This is a genomic window from Paenibacillus sp. FSL P2-0089 (assembly GCF_038595095.1).
Classification (GTDB): domain Bacteria; phylum Bacillota; class Bacilli; order Paenibacillales; family Paenibacillaceae; genus Paenibacillus_AQ; species Paenibacillus_AQ silagei.
Genome location: NZ_CP152006.1, coordinates 2,433,728 through 2,454,338, shown reverse-complemented (window position 1 = coordinate 2,454,338; position 20,611 = coordinate 2,433,728). Strand labels below are relative to the sequence as shown.

General features: G+C 48.4%; 16 protein-coding genes and 1 riboswitch. Of the genes, 4 read left to right on the top strand and 12 right to left on the bottom strand.

Annotated features, from left to right (window positions below):
• Positions 1-10: 10 nt before the first annotated feature.
• Positions 11-1,540, bottom strand: coding sequence for an NAD(P)-dependent oxidoreductase (locus tag NST69_RS10010; protein WP_342549127.1), 1,530 nt, complete (start codon positions 1,538-1,540; stop codon positions 11-13).
• Positions 1,541-1,711: 171 nt separating this feature from the next.
• Here NST69_RS10010 and NST69_RS10005 point away from each other — a divergent pair, with 171 nt between their 5' ends.
• Positions 1,712-2,272, top strand: coding sequence for a TetR-like C-terminal domain-containing protein (locus tag NST69_RS10005; protein WP_036725022.1), 561 nt, complete (start codon positions 1,712-1,714; stop codon positions 2,270-2,272).
• Between the two features lie 39 nt (positions 2,273-2,311).
• Here the strand turns inward: NST69_RS10005 and NST69_RS10000 are convergent, their stop codons facing one another.
• Positions 2,312-4,147: a beta-L-arabinofuranosidase domain-containing protein gene (locus tag NST69_RS10000; RefSeq protein ID WP_342549126.1), complete on the bottom strand. Its 1,836-nt coding sequence runs from the start codon at positions 4,145-4,147 to the stop codon at positions 2,312-2,314.
• Positions 4,148-4,300: 153 nt separating this feature from the next.
• Between NST69_RS10000 and NST69_RS09995 the strand changes: the two genes are divergently transcribed.
• The gene (locus NST69_RS09995; protein WP_342549125.1) at positions 4,301-5,149 is read left to right on the top strand and encodes a helix-turn-helix domain-containing protein; all 849 of its coding nucleotides are present in this window, start codon (positions 4,301-4,303) and stop codon (positions 5,147-5,149) included.
• Positions 5,150-5,558: 409 nt separating this feature from the next.
• On the opposite strand, the gene NST69_RS09990 is transcribed toward NST69_RS09995, so the two are convergent.
• From NST69_RS09990 to NST69_RS09950, 9 genes are all read right to left on the bottom strand, one after another.
• Complete coding sequence (locus NST69_RS09990; RefSeq protein ID WP_342549124.1) at positions 5,559-6,917, bottom strand: TrkH family potassium uptake protein; 1,359 nt, start codon at positions 6,915-6,917, stop codon at positions 5,559-5,561.
• Positions 6,918-6,943: 26 nt separating this feature from the next.
• Positions 6,944-7,759 carry an alpha/beta hydrolase gene (locus tag NST69_RS09985; protein WP_340954065.1) on the bottom strand — a complete coding sequence of 272 codons (816 nt, stop codon included), beginning with the start codon at positions 7,757-7,759 and terminating at the stop codon, positions 6,944-6,946.
• A gap of 7 nt (positions 7,760-7,766) precedes the next feature.
• Positions 7,767-7,900: riboswitch (cyclic di-AMP (ydaO/yuaA leader) on the bottom strand.
• On the bottom strand, positions 7,899-8,258 hold the full coding sequence (mnhG, locus tag NST69_RS09980; RefSeq protein ID WP_081751132.1) for a monovalent cation/H(+) antiporter subunit G: 360 nt from the start codon (positions 8,256-8,258) through the stop codon (positions 7,899-7,901). (Overlaps the previous riboswitch by 2 nt.)
• Positions 8,248-8,541 (bottom strand): Na(+)/H(+) antiporter subunit F1, encoded by a 294-nt coding sequence (locus tag NST69_RS09975; RefSeq protein WP_036725027.1) that lies wholly within the window; start codon positions 8,539-8,541, stop codon positions 8,248-8,250. The genes mnhG and NST69_RS09975 overlap by 11 nt, the downstream gene beginning before the upstream one ends.
• Entirely contained in the window at positions 8,541-9,023 is a 483-nt protein-coding gene (locus NST69_RS09970; protein WP_036725030.1) for a Na+/H+ antiporter subunit E, read from the bottom strand. The genes NST69_RS09975 and NST69_RS09970 overlap by 1 nt, the downstream gene beginning before the upstream one ends.
• 5 nt (positions 9,024-9,028) lie before the next feature.
• Positions 9,029-10,504 (bottom strand): Na+/H+ antiporter subunit D, encoded by a 1,476-nt coding sequence (locus NST69_RS09965; protein ID WP_342549123.1) that lies wholly within the window; start codon positions 10,502-10,504, stop codon positions 9,029-9,031.
• Positions 10,501-10,833, bottom strand: a complete 333-nt coding sequence (locus NST69_RS09960; RefSeq protein WP_036725033.1) for a Na(+)/H(+) antiporter subunit C — start codon at positions 10,831-10,833, stop codon at positions 10,501-10,503. The genes NST69_RS09965 and NST69_RS09960 overlap by 4 nt, the downstream gene beginning before the upstream one ends.
• Positions 10,821-13,673 (bottom strand): Na+/H+ antiporter subunit A, encoded by a 2,853-nt coding sequence (locus NST69_RS09955; protein ID WP_342550133.1) that lies wholly within the window; start codon positions 13,671-13,673, stop codon positions 10,821-10,823. Before NST69_RS09955 ends, NST69_RS09960 begins: the two co-directional genes overlap by 13 nt.
• Before the next feature lie 45 nt (positions 13,674-13,718).
• Positions 13,719-14,357, bottom strand: a complete 639-nt coding sequence (locus tag NST69_RS09950; RefSeq protein WP_342549122.1) for a universal stress protein — start codon at positions 14,355-14,357, stop codon at positions 13,719-13,721.
• 572 nt (positions 14,358-14,929) lie between these two features.
• Between NST69_RS09950 and NST69_RS09945 the strand changes: the two genes are divergently transcribed.
• The gene (locus NST69_RS09945) at positions 14,930-15,793 is read left to right on the top strand and encodes an alpha/beta hydrolase (RefSeq protein WP_342550131.1); all 864 of its coding nucleotides are present in this window, start codon (positions 14,930-14,932) and stop codon (positions 15,791-15,793) included.
• An 89-nt stretch (positions 15,794-15,882) separates the two neighbouring features.
• Positions 15,883-16,038 carry a hypothetical protein gene (locus NST69_RS09940; RefSeq protein ID WP_342549121.1) on the top strand — a complete coding sequence of 52 codons (156 nt, stop codon included), beginning with the start codon at positions 15,883-15,885 and terminating at the stop codon, positions 16,036-16,038.
• Positions 16,039-16,413: 375 nt separating this feature from the next.
• Here NST69_RS09940 and NST69_RS09935 read toward each other — a convergent pair whose 3' ends face one another.
• Positions 16,414-20,202, bottom strand: coding sequence for an LAGLIDADG family homing endonuclease (locus NST69_RS09935; RefSeq protein ID WP_342549120.1), 3,789 nt, complete (start codon positions 20,200-20,202; stop codon positions 16,414-16,416).
• Positions 20,203-20,611: the final 409 nt, after the last annotated feature.

Genomic DNA, 20,611 nt, shown 5'->3' with positions numbered 1-20,611 from the left:
TACAGCATTTTTATTTAACTGCGACATCTAATTCTGATACAATTTTTTTATACTCGCGTCCATCCTCCTTACCTTGAATCGGGTTCCACACTTGGGCAAAGAACGGTTCCCGCTTCGCACGCTCTTTGTAATTCCAGCTCTCCTGTTCGCACTGCGGGCAGAAATGTCCGCCCTCTAGGACCAGCTTGGGACTGGCGCTGAAGGTATGTCCAAACGCACATTTGAAATCAAGCTGCCCCGTCCAATCTCCCGTTGTCATGTCCGTAGAGAGACATTCACCACCGCGGAATTCCGCTGCCCCCCTTATATCTTCAATATTTAATTGCGAAGCCGGCTGATCCTCATCGTAACCATGGTCAAGCTTGATGGCTTGGTCCCACTGGGAGAAGCCCTTCATTTCAGACAGCTTGGCAGGAATAGCCTCCCAGTTCTGTTTGTTGCCCCAAAAAGCGTCAATTTCCTCAATGGCATTGTCTTCAATAAAACGCAGAGTTCCGCGCTTCTTCAAAGCCTGCTTTTTCATCGTCCGCTTAATCATTGCCCCCATGAATTTCTGCCCGCCGGGCAGCTTTGTGATGACCTTCGCGACGGGTACAAGTGCCCCAAGATTATCGAGGTAGCATTGATAGAAATACTCCATGGAGTCACGGCGGAAGTGCAAATAATTCTCCAGCTTATCGGAGTCCAGATAGTATTGTCCATGAAAGTTCCTCGTTGCATACCATTTAGGGTCGATCACATGATCGAGATTCGTTATACCAAGCTTGCCATAGAGCACCCGGTACATGTCCAGTGTACTGACCCGGCAGCTTTCACCCCCGCCAATGTTGTAAATATGCTGCCAGAAGCCTTGATCCAATTCTCCGTCAATATCCTGAATGCACAGATTCCGCATTAAGCGTCCTGAATCCCGGTCAGACACGTATTCCAGTACATTGTCCAGACAATTATGGAACATAATCGGATCTTGAATCTTGCTCATCTTCGGACCCATAATCCCCGTCTGCCGGAGACTCACCCAATAGCTTAGTCCTGATTCAATGACCATACGCTCGGCAGCAATCTTCGATACCGCATAGTAATCATAGACACTTGGCTTAAGCGGGTCTCCCACACGCCCCCAATGAATTGGCGGCATACGGTCACCTGTTTGTGCAACTGTACCTATACTTACCAAGCGGGTGATCCCGGCACGGCCGCTTTGCTTAATGGCATCGATGATGTTTCTCGTTGAACCATAATTTATCCGCATAGCCCGTTCGGGGAATTCGTCAGCCGCTGGAGATACAAAAGCAGCAATGTGGAGTACAATATCTGCTTCCTTTACACATTCGTAGACCAGGTCCCTATCGAGTAAATCACCGTAGACAACCTTAACACCTTGTATTCCCTCATATGCTTTCAGGTTCTGACGGCTGTTAGGATGATCTAAATCGAAGAGTATTAACTCGCATTTTCCCAAATCGTTTATCAGCAGCTTCAGCGTTTCATTCCCCATGTTACCCGCTGCACCTGTGATCATGACCCGTTTTTTCTCCATCCTCATTCACCTTCATCATCATTGTATTGACAATTCATTCGTCTACCTTCAGAATACAGACACAGTGTCTATTTAACAACCATCAGTCTATCGTCAATTTGCTGTAATCTGGACACTTGCGTGGATTGTGTCTATTGTCATAAATAAATTTTTCATGGAGGCGATACCGCAATGAATCAACGGGAACGATTAACCAAGTTGCTCTTGAAGCAAAGTCTGATTCGCCTGCTACAAGACAAAGAGATAAGTCAGATCAGTGTGAAGGAATTATGCACTTCTGCGGGCATCAATCGGTCCACCTTCTATTTGCATTATGCTAATGCATACGAGTTGCTTGATAATGTTGAGCAAGAGATTATTGACAACACTAATGAGTACCTGATCAAAATAGAAGCCAGTGAAAGTGCAGTCACATATATCTTAGCTTTTCTAGATTACATCAAAAGAAATGAAGAACTCTTCACCGTTATGCTGTTCAAAACAAATGATGATGTGTTCTTCCCAAAGCGTTTGCTTAATGAAATACTTATGAGCATTGACAATCACCTTCAGCTTAAGATTCCTGAAGATATGAAGCCTTTTACTTACGCTTATTTAGTGAATGGAAGCTTAGCCATCATTAAGGAATGGATACGGACAAAATTCACAGTATCAAGCCATGAGCTGGCTCAGCTCATTTGCGCTTTGAATGATCATGCTTTAATGGCCTTTAAGGCTTCTGATAAGAAGTGATGATTGGGAAGCTTCCAACACAGCTATTGCAGCCGCGCCTTAGCCGTTATATTTAACGCGGCATCCTTCTGTATACGCCGTGCTTCCATCCTTGGCCGCTGAAAACAGGCTGTCAGGATTCAGTTCCCCTTTCAAGTCCAGATAAACTGTATACACCTCTTCCTCGATACGATATAACGGGATGAATTTTACCGGATGGCCAAGTAGGTCAACCACCTCAAATTCCAGCAGCTCACTTGGAAGTCTGGTGAATTTACTATTCATAGTAACCGCTGAAAGGTCCTGCAAATGCGCAGCTTGACCCATCTGAGCGAGCAAGATGCTGCCATACATCACTGCCGCACGATTCTCAGAGCCTTTTAGCGGAACTAAATGCAGGGAGGCATTGATGTCAATTTCAATCGTATCCTGATCATAGAATACACGCTCAATAATGAAGTAGTTATTCTCCTTCTTAGGGGAGCAGGGAACCGAGTTGATTTTAACAGCTTTGACTGCATGCTCCTTGAATATCATCCGAAATTCAACAGGTTCGGCAACTTGAATGGTAATTGTAGAGGTTGACCCATCAGGGAAAGCAGTTTGCTGAGTAATTGCAGCATTCTTTTCCTTCCAGATTACACTTGAAGAAATGAAAGCATTCAGCAGCAAGGCATCACCGTTTTTAAACCATATATTTCTTTGGAGCTCACTCATAGCTTCAATTCCAGATGCCGTACAGCACCAGAAGGAATCGTACGGCGTGCTGAAATTTTTGACGACGGAGCTCCCCATAGGCTGATGATACTGGGATAACCCGGTTTGGCTGCTCGAACTGTTTAGGATCGCGTTATATTTCAGCGATTCCAGATGATCCAGATATTCTATAGAAGCAGACCACTTCAACAACTGTTCCAGGATCCTTTCGGTATTGTGTGCACAGCAGCTCTCGCTTTCGCCGCCGGTCAATGCATCTTCCAGCTTGTTATATTCCCCCCAATGTTCTGACTTCTCCGATACTTTATCTTTGATAAAAGCCGTTGCTTTCGAGCTGTTATTGCCATTCGCAAATGTTCTTCCCTTCAAAAAATCATAGAAATTCAAAGACGCCGACTTGTACTTCTCCTCCCCCATAAGGTTATAACGGTGCATCGCAGCAAGAATCATGGGTAAGTGAGTGTTGGCATGCAGGTTATCAAGTACATCCTCACCGGCTGCCAGGGGCTCCAGGAAATAATCCCGGTCGAACAGCTTGGCCAGCTCAAGGAGCTGGGGATCTCCTGTGATCTCATGCAGGGTGTACAAGGCGTCGCCAATCCCCCCGAATTCGTTCACCGGATTCAGCTTTGTACAACGGAGTATCCCGTCAATTTTCCAGAAAGATAACTTCTCGAATCGTCTGCGTATATAATGCGCCAGGTTCAGGGCCAGGGTCAGGGCTTTGGAGCTGCCGAGACAGATGTGACAGTCCACCAGTCCCTGTATGATTTTGTGCAGAGTATAATAGGGCGCCCATACATTCCTGTTCTCTTCGAACTCCAGAATATCGAGTGTATCTTCTTCGAAGGCACTCAAATACCCGTTTGGCTTCGCACATAACTCCATAATATCAATAATCTCAAGTGCTTTTGCCTTCAAAACCTCATCCCGGTCCCCAAATCCGAATTTGGCACAAGCCGACAGAAAATGCCCGGCTAAATGTCCCCGGAGGCCAACCTCCACGGCTTCCCATCCGCCCAGGGGCTCTGCAGAAGACACCATTCCCGCATTGATTCTAAATGTGTGCATAAGCCGGTTCGTATCAAACTCAGTAATATACTTTTTAACGAGCGCTCTGCGGCACGCAAAATCCCCGTCAGTCAGCCTTACTTCATCCAGACCAAAGTTAGCATACAAGCTCGGACACCTCAGTTTCTATAAAATAATAGTGCAGCGGAGAACTCTGCATCTATATTTTATAATGCCGGACATCTATAATTGAATTCATCACCTTTGGTTAACCTATACTATTTTCAGATTTTGTATCTGTTTATGTAAGGAGGATAAGGCATGCACAACAACGTGATATTACACTTCGATAAAGTATTGAACGTACAAGATTTGGGTTCCCATAGGACTGAAAGCTTATATACGCATCCTGACAGGAGGCTGGAGTGGGAAGTTTTCCTCTATTTGGCCGATGGGCAAATGGAGGTCTGGGAGGAAGAAACGGAGTATCTCATCCGCAAGGGAGAATTTCTGTTCCTGAAAAGCGGTCTGCATCACTGGGGAGAACCCCGCACACCTGCGGGCACTTCATGGTACTGGATTCATTTCTTCTGTAATTCCGAGGGAGAAGCGGAGCAGAACGGTAATCCATTAAAAGGAAAACCATTATTAGAAGAATTCCGTAAGTGCATTACACTTCCCAAGCACGGAAGGATCTCACACCCCGAGAAGCTGGAGAAGCAGCTGAAAGCCGCCGTTCAACTGTACAATACAACAGATCCGCTCCGCACCATCACGCTATGCCTGCAAACGATGGAGCTGTTCATCACTCTCTTCAGGCAGTCTCTTCACCAGTCCTCGCTGAGCAAGTCGGAACGGACGGTAAGCAGAATTATCGGATTTCTTGAACAAAAGGACAGCTACACCCTCAATTCACAGGAGCTTTCCGCTTCTCTGGAGATGAATTACAGTTACTTGTGTGAAGTCTTCAAACATAAAACAGGGAGCACCATCCAAATGTACAATGCCCAATTCTTCATGGACAAAGCAGCAGGAATGATGCGCAACACAAATCTGAATGTCTCCGAGATCAGCGAGCGGCTCGGCTTCAACTCCCCCTTTTACTTTAGCCGGGTATTCCGCAAAGTGAAGGGCTGCTCCCCCTCAGAGTATATGAGCAGGATTTATTGAGAAATTGTATGGAGAGCTTGTTGTGTCTATTACACGCGGCTTTTCGAACGAACCCTGGAAATTGAACTCCGCGTCCTCCTTAGAGATACAGCCGGGAAGCCCCGGCTGTATCTCTGTCTTATTCACCTGTATCAGCGAATTGCTTGGTTGAACATATGCACTGTCCTCTTAGAATTCTTAAATACGTGGTACATAATTATGTACTTATATATTAGATACCATGAGTCTCAAAAGCAAATATCAATTCCTGCTTCCTTCGAATCGGACCCTGCATTTTATACAATACTTGCAAACTGCAATCAAGTTATTTATAACTAAGTTATGAGGTAAAAACATCTTCAACCCAATAACAAAAGAAGATAGCACAATAACGTTGAAAATCATTAGAATTAGCGCAGCTCAGTAAACTTTAGCCGATAAGCAGCTTATCCTCCGGATACCGATATTTTTGCTTCACATTTTTTTGTGCCAGTGCTAAAGCTAAAGTCAAAGGCCCTAGTCTCCCGATGTACATTGTAATTATGATGATGCATTTTCCCAGTGGCGAAAGTTCTGATGTTATTCCCATAGACATTCCTACAGTTCCAAATGCAGAGGTTGCTTCAAAGAGAAGCGCCAGGAAATCTTTAGGATGAGCATATTCTGTAATGGATAGAAGAAAGGTGGCTGTAAGAACTACACCCAGGGATATGGTCATTACTGCCAGTGCCCTGAATATGATATCCTGGGAGATGCGTTTTTTAAGCAGTTGCACATCTGTTTTCCCCTTAATCGTTGAGACGATACTTAACATAAGTACAGCAAAAGTGGTCGTTTTTATACCTCCTCCAGTCGATCCGGACGAAGCCCCAACAAACATCAGGAAAATCATAAAAAATTGTGAGGCCGGGAGCATTGCACCAATATCGATGGAATTAAAGCCGGCTGTCCGGGTAACAACACCCTGAAAATATGCCGCCCAAGTTCTTTCACTCCATGAGAGAGTACTGAATGTTTTTGTGTTAAAAAGTTCAATCGCAAAAATCACCAAAAACCCTGCCATACAAAGGAGTCCAGAGGTAATTAAAACTATTTTTGTATGAAAGGAAAGATCTCTCCATCTTCTTTTCCGGTACAGATCCAGAATCACCGTGAATCCAATCCCGCCGATGATAAACAAAAAAGAGATAACAATATTAACTAAAGGGTCACCCACATAGCGGCTCAGACTGTCTGGCCATAATCCAAATCCGGCGTTATTGAAGGCAGACACTGAATGGAATATTCCATAATAAATGGACCTTGTTGTTCCTAGTTCATTTGCCCATCGAAGGGCCAACACTATAGCTCCAGTTGTCTCCACTATAAATGAAATGAGAAAGATACTGAGTGATAACCGCACGACTCCTTGTGTTGTTACAGAATTAGATGATTGCTGGATAAGCAGACGTTCTTTTAATCCAATCTTTTTCCCCATGATCACGGCGATCAAAACACTGAATGTCATAAATCCCAAACCGCCAATTTGAATCAGAAGTAGGATAATGACCTGTCCAAAATGAGAAAAATCGGTACCGGTATCAAGTACAACGAGGCCCGTTACACATACGGCTGAAGTCGAAGTAAACAGTGCTGCCAGCCACCCTATACTAAGTCCGCTGGACGAAGATATCGGCAAGGCCAGCAGCACTGTACCAAGAAATATAGGGACTGCAAAACCGAGTAAAATGATTCTGGATGAGGTCAGTTTGAGATTTGTGATAAAGGATGAGATTTTGTTAAAGAACATATCATTGGCTCCCATTATAATTCAAGTTAGTTGCCAGCTGCCGCCCGCTGAAAACTATGCTGTTCCCTAAGATAATCCAGTAATATACGGTTGAAGAGCTGGGGTTGACACAGATGAGTCGGATACATCGCATCCTCAAGGATCGCCAGACGGGCAGACGGATACTTGCTGGCTGTTCTTTTCACCTGCTCCAGCGCCCATTCATTCTGATTCCCGGATACAACAAGAACAGGAATCTGCAGCCGTAATGCGAACCCGTAGCTGTCCGTTTGTCTAAGTGCCAGCCGCTGCTTAATTAATTCCGTTGTCCGTTCATGCACAAGCTCTTTCCTGAGAATATGATAAGCCGAGAGCCACTTATTGTAGGTGATGCGCAAGGAACGGACGAACATTTCGGCAGGAAGATAATGGGCCGCCCATGCGCAGACCTCAAAGATTCCTTTCATTTTACTGCCTCTCGCCGTGTAATCCTCCTGAAAATAACTGTCCACCAATACCATATTTATTATCCGTTCAGGGTACAGATAGGCGAATTTCTGGGCGAGCACAGCACCACTGGAACAAGCTACGATAACAGCCTTCTCTACAGATAAAGCGTCCAATAACAGCTTCAAATCTTCACATTGTGTGTCTACGATCCGGCTGATCTCCACATCCATTTTACCCGATTGCCCGTTCCCTCTCAAATCGAATACGATCACTTTGGCACGCTTGCTGAAATAATCCGCTTGCGGCTCAAACAGATGATGAGAGGTCGAATAATCATGAATAAAAACAATAGGCAGACCGCTGCCCGACATCTCATAATACAGCGACGTTCCATTCACTTCAATATGCGGCATATACAGTGCATCCTCTCATGAACGCTTGCGGGGTTAGCTGCCGGATTCGGGCCTGAAAGTAGCCCTACTCGTTTTTCCCGAGATTCACCCCATGTAACCTGGTTCCCCCGCTTCCTATAAGGAATTCAGCGATTAACTATTATTTTACAGACGTTTCCTTGCTTTCTTCCCCCAGCACCTTCAGGTCATCCTGAACGCTTCCCTTCCATAAGGGCACTCCGGAACGGTAGGCAGCCCGGCCATTTAAGTGACCTGCTACCGGTGAAGTGATGAATACAAATACAATCGCCAGCAGAAGCTTGACATTAACCGTTCCGTCTTTGAACCAAAAGTACAGGAAACCTCCTGTCAGCAAACACAATACCCCGAAGGTTGCACTTTTGGTAGCCGCATGTGAACGCAGATAGACATCGGGCAGCCGGACTAAGCCGAAGGCACTTAAGCCGCAGAAGACTGCACCCATTACCACAAGAATAGAGCTAATCAGTTCACCTGTCATTGGGGTTCCCTCCATCCTCTATAACGGCTCCCCGTTCAATATATCTGGCCAGTGCCGTAGTACCAATAAACGTCAGAATTCCGATAACCAGAATGACTTCTATAAAATCCTGGGTATCCAGCAGCATACTGAAGACGGTTATCATAGCGAGTACATGAATGCCGATCGTATCGAGTGCGGCAACCCTGTCGGAGCGGGTTGGCCCTTTCAGGAGACGGAACAGGCAGGCCAGCATCGCCAGAGCCAGAATGATCATGGCCACGGTTAGCATAACTGGGATCATTAACGGGTCACCTCCCTGATCGCTCGTTCGAAGGTGCCTCTAATCTGCGTGACCAGCAACTGAGCATCTTTAATATCAATAGCATGAATGTACAGCGTCTTGCCATCCTTCGACACATCAAGAGTCAGGGTTCCCGGTGTCAGACAAATCAGGCACGAGAGCAGTGTGACCTCCCAGGGCGTGGCCAAGGCAGTCTCATAAGCAAAGATACCGGGACGTATAGCCAGTTTTGGACGGATGATATGGCCAATGACCACGAAATTCGAGACCGTAAGTTCACGGGCAAAGATCAGCAGAAGCTTCAGTACAGCCCATATACGTATGAGATAGAAGGTCCGGGGCTGGGACCTGGATTTCCTAAATAACAGTAAAAGTCCGATGCCCAGCAGATAACCTACTAAGAAGCTTGAGCCAGAGCCATTGTTATTTATCGCCATCCACAGAAAGGCAATCAACAGATTAAACAGGAATTGTAAGGCCATATTCACTACTCCTTCATTATGGCTTCAATATATAGCGCAGGTGAAGCCAGAACCTCGCCAGCCTGCGATACATAAGTATACACATACTCCGCTCCGATCCCCATGGCAATCACAAGCAGCAGCAGGCCGGCAGCCACAGCCGAAGCAGCCTTCAAGCTCACCTTAGGCTGCTCTTCCTTGGGTTCATTTCCCCAGAAGGCCAGCCTGAACACCTTCATCAGGGAGAACAGCACCAGAAAGCTTGATCCCAGACCGATGAGGGACAGCGTCAGCATCCCCTCGGACAACGCTCCACGGAGGATCATAATTTTGCCGGCAAAACCGCTAAGCGGCGGAATCCCCACCAGGGCGAGCGCCAGAATAAAAAACATCCAGCCGAGGAGCGGATACTTTCGGATCATCCCGCCCATACTGCCTAGCCGGTCAGTTCCGGCTGCGGATATAATCATCCCGCCCAGAATAAACATAAGTCCCTTGGCCAGCATATCGTGCAGCAGATAGAAGACTGCCCCATTCATTGAATCTGCAGTCCCTGCAGCGAGCCCAAAGGCTACAAATCCAACGCTGATAATGACGTTATAATTCAGAATCCGCGGGATATCCCTATAAGCCACTGCCCCCAGGCTGCCCAGGATCATGGTAGCAGCAGCCATCCAGACGATCCAGTCATGAGTGAAGCCGGGATCGTTCACGAACAACAACGTGAAGGTGCGGATGATTGCATAGAGTCCTACTTTGGTCAGCAGGGCACCGAACAACGCTCTGACAGCCGCCGGAGGTGCACTGTAGGATCCTGGAAGCCAGAAGAACAGGAATAGTCCTGCCTTCAGGGAGAATACAATCAAGAACAAAACAGCAATCACATTAAGCACGCCGCCTTGTCCCGCTTCAGCGATACGCTGGGACAGGTGCGCCATGTTGAGCGTTCCTACCGCTGCATAGAGATAAGCTACCGCAGCTACGAACAGTGTCGAGGATACGATATTAATAAGCAGGTATTTCGACGTTTCTCTTAGCTGAAGCTTGGTCCCACCGAGTGAGATGAGCGCATAAGAAGAAATCAGCATGACCTCAAAAAAGACAAACAGGTTGAAAATATCCCCCGTAAGAAACGAGCCGTATACCCCGACCAGCAAAAACTGAAAGAACGTATAGTAATAGAACCGCTCCCGCTGCTCTCCAATACTGCTGAAGGAGTAGCACAGAATCGCAAAACTGACGATCGAAGCCATCGTTACCAGCAATACAGCAAACATATCACCTACAAATACAATGCCATACGGAGGAGCCCAGCCCCCCATCTGCAGGGTCAGTATGCCCTCGGAGTGGACACGTGTAACCAGCAGCACCGCAATCAGAATGTTAAGCAGACCGCTGAGCGCACTAATCACGCGCTGAAGCCGGATTTTCTCTTTGAGAAAAATCAGGATGACAGCCGTAGCCAGCGGAATGAGAATCGGGAGCACCAATAGATTGCTCATTCGTTGTCCTCCTTAATGCTGTCCATTTCATCAGTACCCCGCGTCTGATAAGACCGGTATGCGAGTACGAAAAAGAAGGCTGTGACCCCAAAGCTGATGACAATGGAGGTTAGAATCAGCGCCTGCGGCAGCGGATCAACATAGGTATCCGCCTTGCCTAGTACAGGGGCTGCCCCCCTTTTGAGCCCGGCCATCGTGAGCAGCAGCAGATGGACTCCATGCGTCAGCAAGGAGGTTCCCAGCACAATGCGCAGCAGGCTTTTGGAGAGAATCAGGTAAACACCGATCATGAAAAGAATTCCGACCGCTACCGCCATTACGAGTTCCATTTCTTCTCCCCTCCGATCGATAAAATGATGGTCATCGTCACGCCGACTACAGCCAGGAATACACCAAGGTCAAACAGGACGGCAGTCGCCAGCTCCGTATCGCCAAGTACAGGCAGATGGAAGTGGCCGAACGTGTGACTTAGAAAAGGAGCGTCAAACAGGAATGAACCTGACGCTGTCAGAATAGCCAGCATGAGCCCGGAAGCTGTAAGCAGCCGGTAATTCACTGGGAGCACCTTACGTACCTGATCCATTCCAAATGCGATTGCAATAAGCATAAGTGCAGCAGATGCCATCAAAGCCCCGATAAAACCTCCCCCGGGATGATTATGCCCGGCAAAGAACAGATACAGGGAGAATATCAGAATGACAAGGACAATCCCCTTGGAGATCGTCTGTAGAATCACATCATTGCTGCGCAGCGGCAATAGTTCTGTCTTGGCGGGCTCCAGCGGCGGCAATTCCGTCTCCATTCTCAGATGAATCAGACCATAAATGGCCAGTGAGGCGATGCCAAGCACCATGATTTCAAACAAAGTATCAAACCCGCGGAAATCTACCAGGATGACGTTGACCACATTCTTTCCGCCAGCCCGGTTGTAGCTTTCCTTCAAGAAATACTCGGAGATAGGTTCAAAAGGACTGGTACCCATAGCCGCCAGAGCAATCAACGTCATCGTGATACCAGCTCCAGCCGCAATAATCAGATTGGGCAGCTTAAAGCGCAGAGGCTCCTTCTGCTTCTTCAGCTTCGGTAAATACCGGAAACAAAGAAGGAACAGAATGACCGATACGGTCTCTATAATCATCTGTGTGAGTGCAAGATCCGGTGCCCGGAAAAGAACGAAGAGCAGCGTCACCATATACCCCACACCACCGGTGAAAAGAATCGCGTTGACACGTGACTTGGCAAATGGAACTGCAAAGGCAGCCAGCAGCATGGCTGCTACAACAGCCAATTCATAAAAAGACAATGAGGCATACTGATCCATACCAAAGCTAATGCCCTGCTGCCGCAACAGAACTGTGAGTAAGGAAATGATGAAAAAGCTGAAAATATAGAGCAGGTAATGGCGACCCGAACCAGTCATATAAGCATCGGTTAAGCGTCTTGAACCATTCTCGAGCAGTCTTAACGAGAAGTCATACATACGGCTCAGTGCATTGGTTCCGCCGGCTTCACGGTCTAGAACACGTAACCGGGTATAGATTCTAAACAACAGCGTACCTGCTGCTATAACACCGAGGGTCATGAAGATTTCTGGTGTCCATCCATGCCAGAAATGAATAGAAACCTCAAAGGCTTCTTCCGGTGCGAGCAGCCCCGAATGAATGGAAGACATTGCCGGTTCAATCAGCGTGGCAGAGACCAGATCAGGGAAGAAAGCGAACACTACTGCAAGTGAAATCAGAATCACGGGTGACAGTAAGAGACCCAGTGGAGCTTCATGCGGAACCTTATCCAGTTTGTCTTCCCTCAGCTTGCCGCGGAAGGTCTTGAAGACAAAGATCATGCTGTATACAAAGGTAAATACACTGGCAATCCAAGCAATCACCGGAAAGAGCTGTGTCCAGTATCCTGAGCTCAGGATGTCAAACTCCCGGATATTGAGTACAGAAGTGAAGAACATTTCTTTACTAAGGAATCCGCTGAATGGCGGCAATCCGGCCATAGAGAATGTCCCGATCAATGCGATAGAGAAGGTGACCGGCATGAGAGACATAAGCCCTCCAAGCTTGCGCAGATCACGGGTACCCGTCTCATGGTCAATGATGCCCACAACCATAAACAGACTGCCTTTAAATACAGCATGGTTAATGAGATGAAAGAGCGCAGCTGTAGTAGCCATCGTATAGAAAACCGCATCCCCCGTACCGGTAAAGAAGGCTGCCGCCGACCCGAGTCCTAGCAAAGACATGATCAAGCCGAGTTGACTGATCGTGGAGTATGCAAGTAAGGCCTTGAGATCGGTTTGCCGGATGGCTTTGAACGACCCATAGATCAGAGTTACCAGTCCTGTGACAGAAACCAGCCAGAACCACTCGGATTGTCCGGCATACAGCGGGGTGAGCCGCGCTACCAGATAGATCCCCGCCTTAACCATGGTCGCCGAGTGAAGATACGCACTGACCGGAGTCGGCGCTTCCATGGCATCAGGCAGCCAGATATGGAACGGAAATTGGGCAGATTTCGTAAAGGCTCCCAGGAGAATAAGCAGCATGGACGGGATAAACATTCCACTTTCTGTCAAGGTCCCTGCCTGTGCAATAATCTCGCGGATACTATAGGTGCCGGTCATTACATATAGCAGATTGAATCCGGCAAGCATCGCCAGACCGCCGAACACCGTGATCAGCATGGACTTCATTGCTCCATAGGAGGATCTTTCCCGGCGGTGCCAGAAGGCAATAAGCAGGAACGAAGATATGCTCGTCAGTTCCCAGAACCCATACAACACCATCAGATTATCTGACAGCACCACTCCTAACATTGCTCCCATAAACAGGAGCAGGTATATATAAAACTGGCGGATCCCCTCCATGAGCTTATCGAGATAATAAATCGAATAAAGCACAACCAAGGCACCCATTCCGGTAATCAGCAGGACAAAGAGCAAGCTGAGCCCATCCAGTACCAGCGAGATATTCACCCCAAAGGATGGCATCCAGGTGATACTGTTCTCAATAGGCTCTCCCGCCCGGATGGCCGGAATTCTCGTCAGGAAATAAATAAAGAGAGCTACGGGAAGGGGCAGAGCGATCCAGCCCAAGTGAAACCGTTTATTTTGCTTCAGCAGCAGCATTAGCGCAGCCAGCAAAAACGGAAGCAGGATAATCATATGCAGCAAGGCTTAAGCCCCCTTTCTAGTTTTGGTATAATCCTCTTAACGGGGCTTCACCCATTCGTTCTGTACAATTCTCAAATATTGCGCTTCACCGTTGCTGACGAATTTGAACAGGCCGGTATTGAAATCTGTATCGAGCTCACGAAAGAAAACCCCCTTCATGGCTTCATTCCCATCCGGTTCATCCATAAGGATATGGCGGTCGCCTTCTTTGACCAAATAAGCAGAGAACCCTTGCTCATGGGACTGCTCGAGCAGCTCCGGATACCGCTGGACCGCAACGATATGAAGATCAATCGGACCCATCCGCTCCAGCAGCTCATTAATGAAGCTTCCCCGTGTAATCTCCTGCCACAGCGTTTGGCTTGACTGTCCGAGTACAATTTGTGTAATTTTGTTATCCTTTGCAGTCTCCACAATCACATCAACCGTTTTTTTGCCGTTACATTTGCGGATCACAAATTGTCCGCCAGCCTCCTTGGTCTGATTCTCCCAGCCAGACAAGTACTGCTGCTTCTCCCTGTTGTATTCATTGTCCCCGGATGCATCTACAGTGAGTACCATCAGCGGGGCATTGAGCAATCTGGCCAATTGTCCTCCCCGCTGTATCAACCGCTGCCCGTGCGGCCCATAATGCACACACACCATGATGCTCTCATTGTTCATTTCCATTTCCATTTCAAACCCTCCACAGCAGTAAATTTATTCCAGGTAAAAAACACAAAAAGAGCCCGCTGTTGGCAGGCTCCTCCGGTAACTCCGTATACAATTATTGCAATTATATAGTCACCGAAGGAGAATGTAAAGGCATTTTGCGGTGAATAATCATGGAAGCCTCAGGGGAGCCTGTGTAAAAAGGAGGAATTCCTTATGCTAATACGTAAAATAATATGCTGCACTTCCCTGTTCGCTGCTATGTTGCTACTGGGCTGGATAATGGAACAATCTATGATATTCCTAACACCCGGAAAGCAAGCCACCGTTTTTCCATCCAATGAATCCCTTTTGCATTCCTATAATTTTGCTGATCCAATTCCAGTAAGTATTCCTTTTCAATCCAGGGAATATGTAAGAATCCGGCTAACCGCTGAGTAAAGAATGATACAATCCACAGCAACACAACATTCGCCTAAAAGTCCCGGCATGGGTGTTTTTGCGGAACTGGCGGCTGTGCTGTATACTTTGGGAGTTATTTCTTTTAATAAAAAGGATTTGCCTATATGATGCAACCTGTAAGAGAGGAGCAGAACATGCCGAGAATCACTCAAACATTAAAACTGGAAACCGGAGCAATTATTGAATATACAGTTGCGGGAAGAGGAACTCCTATCTTAGTCCTGCATGGTGGACATTCCAGCTGTCGAGAGGAATTTGGTTATAAAAGACTCTTGGAGGAGGGGTATTCCATAATCACTCCTTCGCGGCCCGGCTATGGCATGACCAGTAAAGATCTTGGAAGCTCATTAGATGCAGCCTGTGAAGCATATAAGCAATTGATGGATTACCTGAATTTAAAAAAGGTGCATGTCATCGCTGTATCTGCCGGCGGACCCAGTGGCCTATCCTTTGCTTCCCGCTACCCCCATCGGGTCCACAGCCTCACGCTTCAGTCAGCTGTCTCTAAAGGATGGCATAGCCGCAAAGATACAACTTATAAAGTGGCCAAACTATTGTTCCATCCGAACACGGAAAAATACACTTGGAAACTGCTCTCTGTCTTCAGCCGCACTTTTCCAAACTTCATTCTGAAGCAGATGCTACCCTCCTTCAGTACTCTTCCTGTCAACCAAGTTATGCAGCAGTTTAGCCAAGAAGATATTGAACAATTCGTAGCCATGAATCAACGCCAGCGCTCTGGACATGGATTCATGCTTGATCTTGAGCAAACAACTTCTTTTGCACTTTCCGGTCTACAGGCTATACTATGCCCCACTCTGATTATACATAGCAAACATGACCAAACTGTTGTGCCAGAGCATGCTCAGGTTGCCCATGCACTCATTCCGCATTCCAAGCTTTGCCTTCTTGAGTCATGGGGACATCTGATCTGGCTGGGCAAGGATGCTGAAACTATAGACAGGGAATTGATTGCTTTTTTAACAACAACTGCATAAACGTTCATTTCTTTTTAAAGATGTACTCGTCCAAGGTTTCCTTCTTGGCCCGAAAGTAATCCGTCTCTCCCAGCACGATTGCCAACTGGGTGAAGTTCTACAAGGAACGATTTGGAGAAGAGGCCACTCCGTCCGTCCAAGAACGGATTGAAGATACGGAGCGTGTCCAAGACCTAGAGACGAAGATGGAGACGGCCATTAAGCTATTGGGTGAAAAGGATCTGGAAATCGAACTGCTGCGTTAACTCTTAAAAAAAGCCAACCCCGCTTACAAGACAAACTCGAACTGACCGACGAAGCGATAAAGCGGGGGTATTCAGCTACACTGGTTCTACGTATCGTGAGTGTTTTCACTAGTTTAAGTCTGACGCTGTACTAGTACAACTCAGTCTACAACTTTACATTGCTTTTGACATTATAAATATAAAATGAAAGAACGTGGGAGCAACTATGGCTTCCCACGTTCTTTCATTGTTCTTAGAACAAAAATTGTTTTCAAGACGCATTACAAATCAAAGGAAAATCCATCTGCAATTTGAATAAATAAACATAATATGTTCGTTTTTCATGAGCCGCTTTTTAGCTGCTTTTTTGAATCCAACCCAATTCCTTTTAACCCCTCACCCGCACCGGCTATACCCGCAGTTCCCGCAGGTCTTGCATCCCTCAATATTAATCAGCGAGGCACTACCACAGGAAGGGCAGAGATCCCGCGAAGCGGTAGCGTGGTTGTGCACACCATGGCCTCCATGGCCATCATCGGTAGCTACCGCTGGAACCGTAGATTTCAGCTCAGAGCTTAACGCCTCGTTGAAATCAAGCTCCAGCGTGGCTGCGATTGGCGCAGGAATATGATCGTCATGGGCGTTGTTCAGCACATGAGTCTCCAGGGCCTTCGCCACCGCGTCGGCGATGGACTCGACGCGGTTCGCACCGAAGCCGATGGCGCCGGAGCCGCCGATGCCCTTGAGGTGCTTGATCAACAGGCCGACCTTCTCGCCGTGGTCGCCGTAGCGCAGGAACAGCGAGCAGACGCGGCCCAGGGCTTCCGCCATGGCGAAGACGTCAGAGCCAGCCTTGCCGACATTCAGGAAAATTTCTGCCGGGATACCATCAAGATCGTTGATCGTGATATACGCCATGCCGAACGGCGTATTGATCTTATAGGTCGCGCCGCGCAGCACCTGCGGACGCTTCTTGTATTGCTTGTCTACTCCACCGGACCCCGGCAGACCCGGCGCTGCTTCCATAGTCATTGGCTTTACAGTGACATTAACCGTAGCTGCCGGTTCTGCTCCCTTGGCTTCCACTGGCTTAACTTCTGCCGCAGCGTCCTTCTTGTCCTCCTTCTTCTTCGTCTCCAGCACCTGTACATCACGGCTGCCATCACGGTAGATGGTCACGCCTTTGCAGCCCAGATCGAAGGCCATTTCATACAGCTCGGCGGTCTCTTCGACGGTGAAGTCGGACGGGCAGTTCGCAGTCTTGGAGATCGAGCTGTCCACCCAGCGCTGAATGGCTGCCTGCGCGCGGATATGATCCTTGGCGGACAGGTCCATCGAAGTGACGAAGTATTCCGGCAGTTCTTCTCCCGGATGAGCCTCCAGCCATTCCTGGGCGATAGGCACGAACTGCTCATCGTAGCCGAGACGGCTCTGACGGAAATATTTAAAAGCGAAATACGGTTCGATCCCTGTGGAGGTGCCGACCATAGTTCCCGTGCTTCCGGTAGGGGCCTGGGTAATCACAGTTACGTTACGCATACCATGTTTACGGATCGACTCCCCCACTTCGGGATAGACCTCGGTGATATTCCGCATGAAGCCGCTCTGCAGATATTTATCGGTGTCGAAGGCCTGGAACGAGCCCTTCTCTCCGGCAATCTCAGCCGAAGCCAGATAGGCCTCGCGGGCCATGAAGCCGTAGAGCTTGTCCAGGAACTCCAGCGATTCCGGGCTGCCATAGCGGATATTCAGCTTGATCATTAGCTCAGCCAGACCCATGGTGCCTAGACCAACGCGGCGTTCGAGCTTCTGGTTGGCTTCATTTTCCGGGAAATGATACGGTGTCTTGTCGATGACATTATCCAGGAAACGCACGGAATACCGGGTCGTTCTCGCCAGATCTGCCCAGTCCACATCATGCTTCTCGGCATCGTAGAACTTGGAGAGATTGACGGCGGACAGGTTGCACACGCCCCAGCCGGGAAGGCCTTGTTCACCGCAGTTATGAGCAACAACACCACCAGCTATCAGCGAGTGTGTAACAGGCTCAGTAATATCGTATACCGTCACAACCTCGCCTGCTTCGATACCAACGACTTTGGAGATAAACTTTTCATTTTTGCGGGAAGGCCGGGCAATGCGCTCCAGTGCTTCTTGTTTTCTGGTAATCAGCTTGAAGCCGATCTTATTCTTGAACTCCAGGATGTTGTTGCCGCTTAAGATAAGCTCATAGAATCCGCTGCCTTCATAGCTCCGTTCCTCGCCGGCTATGGTCGTATACGTAAATACAGCTTGATTCTTCTTCTGACGGCTATAGATGGAGCTGTTAATTCCGAAATTAAGCAGCAGCAATTGAACGCCTTGAAGAAGTTTTTTGGAAGCTGAGGTCAATCTGACCGTACGGTGCATCTCATCATTCTCATATACCGTTCCGTCTGCCGAGAATAATCCTTGTAGGAATGCCACAACCGTCGCACGTGAAGCTGTATACAGCGCAGCCGGAACCTCTTTTTCAGCGGCTCTAACTGCCTTCACTCCGAGTTCTTCAAGCTGTTCACGGAACGACTTACGCCACCAATAAGCTTGCTTGGTATTGTTGGTTCTGTCGAATACTTTGGCGGTTACGCCTGTGATATTCTTGGCAGCATCAATGAGCAATGGAATAACTTCGCTGTCTGCCTCACCAAATACCATGCCGATATCACCACGTTTGGAAATCCAGCCGTCACCTGTGAGCCAGCCCAAGAACCAGCCCCAACCCTCACCAAGTTCATCCTCAGCCGCAAAGGCACCTTCACCAGACTGCAAATAAACGCAATCGTCTGCACTCAGAGTCTGAGCCTCTTTCCAGCCGGAGTCAGTAAATAAGCGGTGTTCAGGCGTTACGGACAGCTCCACCCCATTTTGCAGCGAGATCTTCAAGGTTTCTCTGGTGCCGGTTGGGAACACTGTCGCCCGTCTCATCTGTAGACCTGGAACTTCATAGCTTCTTCCGCCAACCACTTTGGCCTGCTCCACCAGTCTCGAATCGGTTCCCACCAGGAAGGATTCCGTTCCGACCTTCTTATACAGCTCTTCAATGGTTAAGAGACCGTATTCCGTTGCAATCCGGGTGTCCGGGTGGAAGCACGGATTGGTACAAATGATTGGATTGAAATACCAGCTATTCGACATCTTATTATAATACTCCATGAAAACAACGCCCGGCTCTGCGGACTTCCATGCCGATTCGATAATCGTATGCCAGATATCGCGTGCTCTGACGGTGCGGTAAGGGATGACGCGGCGGTTGTCGGACTTCCATTTATCCAGATCGCCGTCCCAGAGGGCGTCGTAATCCGGGTCAGTGGTATCCGGGAAGACCAGCTCCCAGTCCAGATCCTCCTTGACGGCCTTCATGAAGCCATTGCTGACGCATACGGACAGGTTGGCGTTCGTGACCTGGCCCATCGTCTGCTTCACGGTAATGAAGTCCAGCACATCCGGGTGCCAGTCGTTGATCATTAGCATCAGCGCGCCGCGGCGGCTCCCGCCTTGTTCAATCAGTCCGGTGGTATAGCTGAACAGGCCGCCCCAGGACACGGAGCCGCTGGAGGAACCGTTCACCCCTCTGACAATGGCACGGCGCGGGCGCAGCGAGGACAGATTGATGCCTACCCCGCCGCCGCGGGCCATAATCTCGGTCATCTCGGAGAGTGTCTCCATGATGCCGCCCCGGCTGTCTTTGGGAGATGGAATCACATAGCAGTTGAACAGTGTAAGCTCCTCGCTGGCTCCGGCCCCAGCCGCAATCCGTCCGCCGGGAACCAGCTTCCAGTCATCCAGAATCGAGCGGAATTTGCCTGTCCATTCTTCCTGAAGTCCGGGAGTCTTCTCCACGGAAGCCATCGCTGCCGCAAGACGGTCCCACATCTCCTCCGGCGTCTTCTCAATGTTCAGCGTCAGCTTTTCCACATCCGACTGCACCAGCTCGCCGCTGCGGGTTTTTACCGTAACCATCCGGCCTGTACGCTCTACAATCTCGCCAACCTCCTTGGTTGGGAACTTCGGATCATCCTTCGTCAGGACAAGTACTACATCGCCTACCTTGGCATTATTGCTGTCCGCGTCCTTCCAGGCATAACGGTCCAGGAATATTTTCTCGCTCAGACCCTCTAGACGCTTGTTGTGTTCCACTGTACTCAATAGCAAAACCTCCCAGGATATAATAGGTCATGCTTCCGGCGGCCGGGCAGCCGCAGCCTGCTTGTCCGGCGGAAGCTCCTCTTGTCAATAACAAACAGCCAAAAAAATCCGCATACCAGCTAAATTTCATGCTTTTGTAACAATATATGGTGTGCGTTAACTTTTAAACTATACCACATGTTGTGGATAGAGGTCTTTTTTGAAAAAGCAGCCCCAGGCAGGAATAACGGAAAAACAGGAAAAGAAAGGCTTATTTCCTCCCTCTTTCTCGCTTTTTTGCAGGCACTGGAACTGAAAGCTTTCAAGGCGGATTACAGCGTTCCTCTGTCAATTCCATGCCCCTCTGGTTATGAAATCTCTCTGAAACGAGCATACTACTGCTACGCATTTCGATATGAAACTGCGACGG

What these genes read in the sequence shown, in the direction of transcription:
- NST69_RS09965 (WP_342549123.1), bottom strand. Translation starts at nt 10,504, where the DNA reads ATGAGCAATCTATTGGTGCTCCCGATTCTCATTCCGCTGGCTACGGCT.
- NST69_RS09985 (WP_340954065.1), bottom strand. Translation starts at nt 7,759, where the DNA reads ATGCCGCATATTGAAGTGAATGGAACGTCGCTGTATTATGAGATGTCG.
- NST69_RS10005 (WP_036725022.1), top strand. Translation starts at nt 1,712, where the DNA reads ATGAATCAACGGGAACGATTAACCAAGTTGCTCTTGAAGCAAAGTCTG.
- NST69_RS09990 (WP_342549124.1), bottom strand. Translation starts at nt 6,917, where the DNA reads ATGTTCTTTAACAAAATCTCATCCTTTATCACAAATCTCAAACTGACC.
- NST69_RS09955 (WP_342550133.1), bottom strand. Translation starts at nt 13,673, where the DNA reads ATGATTATCCTGCTTCCGTTTTTGCTGGCTGCGCTAATGCTGCTGCTG.
- NST69_RS09995 (WP_342549125.1), top strand. Translation starts at nt 4,301, where the DNA reads ATGCACAACAACGTGATATTACACTTCGATAAAGTATTGAACGTACAA.
- NST69_RS09950 (WP_342549122.1), bottom strand. Translation starts at nt 14,357, where the DNA reads ATGGAAATGGAAATGAACAATGAGAGCATCATGGTGTGTGTGCATTAT.
- mnhG (WP_081751132.1), bottom strand. Translation starts at nt 8,258, where the DNA reads ATGACAGGTGAACTGATTAGCTCTATTCTTGTGGTAATGGGTGCAGTC.
- NST69_RS09945 (WP_342550131.1), top strand. Translation starts at nt 14,930, where the DNA reads ATGCCGAGAATCACTCAAACATTAAAACTGGAAACCGGAGCAATTATT.
- NST69_RS10010 (WP_342549127.1), bottom strand. Translation starts at nt 1,540, where the DNA reads ATGGAGAAAAAACGGGTCATGATCACAGGTGCAGCGGGTAACATGGGG.
- NST69_RS09975 (WP_036725027.1), bottom strand. Translation starts at nt 8,541, where the DNA reads ATGATCCCAGTTATGCTAACCGTGGCCATGATCATTCTGGCTCTGGCG.
- NST69_RS09960 (WP_036725033.1), bottom strand. Translation starts at nt 10,833, where the DNA reads ATGGAACTCGTAATGGCGGTAGCGGTCGGAATTCTTTTCATGATCGGT.
- NST69_RS09970 (WP_036725030.1), bottom strand. Translation starts at nt 9,023, where the DNA reads ATGGCCTTACAATTCCTGTTTAATCTGTTGATTGCCTTTCTGTGGATG.